At 64.4% G+C, this 390-nt stretch carries 1 protein-coding gene; it reads right to left on the bottom strand.

All coding sequences use genetic code 11. The features are described 5' to 3' along the window. Positions 1-103 precede the first annotated feature (103 nt). Positions 104-390 (bottom strand): bestrophin family ion channel (locus tag HUA74_RS45070; protein WP_305794712.1); only part of this gene is annotated, 287 nt, incomplete at its 5' end.

Below are 390 nucleotides of genomic sequence, written 5' to 3'. Positions count from 1 at the left end.
GGCGACGAACTGCACCGGCACCCGGGGCGTCATCGCGCCGCTGGCGCGCAGCTCCGCCTTCCACTTGCGCTGGAAGATGACGGAATTCGCAGGAGCCGAGGGCTCAGGTGGCGGAGTCGCCATGCGTGCTCGCGGTGGAGGCTGGCAGGAGCGCCAGCAGGTTGTTCTGGATGTTCTGGCAGATGGTGTCGAGCGGCAGGTCGTTGTCGTCCGTGCCGAAGGGGTCTTCAATCTCGACGCCAATCTCCTCGATACCAAAGAAGACATACGCGACGACGAACGTGGCCACGACTGTCACCCAGCCAAAAGTGTCCACCAGCGCGAAGGGCAGGGTGAAGCAGTAGAGGATGAGCGCGCGGCGCAGGTGCACCATGTACGCGAAGGGCATGG

Origin of the sequence: Myxococcus sp. CA051A (assembly GCF_013336705.1) — a bacterium.
GTDB classification, from domain to species: domain Bacteria; phylum Myxococcota; class Myxococcia; order Myxococcales; family Myxococcaceae; genus Myxococcus; species Myxococcus llanfairpwllgwyngyllgogerychwyrndrobwllllantysiliogogogochensis.
Note: the sequence above shows the minus strand (reverse complement) of the source record. Positions and strands in the feature narration are given on the sequence as shown.